This window comes from Frankia sp. CcWB2 (assembly GCF_977927585.1).
The window spans coordinates 26,671-28,190 of record NZ_CDWRCM010000031.1 but is presented as its reverse complement, the minus strand read 5'-3'; the positions used below and the strand labels follow the sequence as shown (position 1 = coordinate 28,190).

1 protein-coding gene and 1 pseudogene are annotated in these 1,520 nt (G+C 65.4%); both read left to right on the top strand.

Annotated features, from left to right (window positions below; translation table 11 throughout):
• Positions 1 to 344: 344 nt before the first annotated feature.
• Positions 345 to 563, top strand: a complete 219-nt coding sequence (locus ACY45C_RS05570) for a hypothetical protein (RefSeq protein WP_462186578.1) — start codon at positions 345 to 347, stop codon at positions 561 to 563.
• A gap of 370 nt (positions 564 to 933) precedes the next feature.
• Positions 934 to 1,520 (top strand): annotated as a pseudogene (locus ACY45C_RS05565) (toll/interleukin-1 receptor domain-containing protein); the annotation flags it as partial.

Sequence of the window (1,520 nt, the reverse complement as noted above, 5' to 3'; positions counted from 1 at the left end):
AGGTGAATGTTTACGACACTCTCCGGCCCGGCGGCCCCGGCCAGCATGATGTTCGCGATACGTGACTACCCAAGCACATGCGTGTGTCGCTGGTGCGCGCATCCAGGAGACTGTCTTGATCAGTACCGATCAGTACCGATCAGTACCGATCAGTACCGATCAGTACCGGTCGAGACCGCTGGTCGCGAGCGGCGACGGGTGTCCGACGACCGGTAGCCTACTGGGGAGGAATGGTCACCGACCGATTGGCGTCGGCATCGTTACGCAGTCTCCGGGATCGTGGCCGGGGACGGCCGCGGCCACCGGCGGCATCGGCCGGCCCGAATTGGCTAACGTCGGCAACCGTGGATCGACTACCGCTGCTTGTCGGGTCCGGCGACATCGCTCGGGCGCTGGGTCTGACCCGCCAGGCGGTCGACCATCGGCTCCGGGTCGATCCGGCCGCGCCGAGCCCGGCTGCGGTGGTAAATCGCACCGCCACCTGGGGCGGGACCCGGATCTGGTGGCGAGCGGAGATTGATCGTTGGCTCCGGCTCGAACCCGAGCACTGGGAGGTGCGCTGAGGGAGGTCGCCGGGAAAACGCGCCGACGGAAATCTGACGGAAAGCAGAAAGTTCCGCCCGGGGCATCCGGTGACCGGCGGTAGACGTCCGCGGGACGCGGGACGTACTCGATGGACCGGCCTGTTCCCGCCACGTCCATGTTGGACGATCGTTGTTGAACGATCATTGAGGAAACCGGGCGGACGGCTATCGCCATGCCGTCGGTCGGCTGATAGCGTCTGATGCCACCGTCCGCTGGGTGACGGTAGGTTCGGGGGCGCATGGTGCTGGATTTTGAGGGTACCCGATGAAGAACTACTTCTTCATCTCCTATGGAGTCGAAATGAAATAACTTGCGCGTTTCGAACCCTCCACAGGCCTGTGACCTGCGATGATGCTCTCGATCACGTATTTGTTACTTCATTACGTCCCCTATGCGGCAGATGAGGATCGGCGCTGGGTGCAGCGCTTTCACGCTGATCTCGAGTACGAGCTGCGGGTTCAGGTTGGCTCCGCGGTGGGCGGAATCCTGGACACCCGCCCACGTCCCGGCATGGACCCCGACCTGGCCCTGGCCGCCGGCGCCGGTGGAACCCGCGTGATGGTGGCGCTCTGTTCCGATCCCTTTTTCAGGGACGCCTGGTGCGGGCGCGAGTGGGAGGTCTTCCACTCGCGCATCGAAAATTTCAGCAAGGCCGGTGCGACCAGGCTGGAGGATGGTTTCATCCGGGTGCTGTGGCGTCCGGTGCAGGATCCCGTCCCGGCGATCGCGACGAAGGATCTCGCGGACGCGAGCGCGGGGCTCCCCGACACCTACCGCCAGCGCGGCCTGCTCTGGATGATGCGCAAGATGCTGCTCGGGGCGGGCGGATACTACTGGTTCGTCCGTATGTTCGCGGCGCGGATCGTCGCGGCCCAGCAAATCACCCTGGACCCGGTGCCCGACCTCGCGGTGCGCCGCGCCGCCGCGGCCTTCGG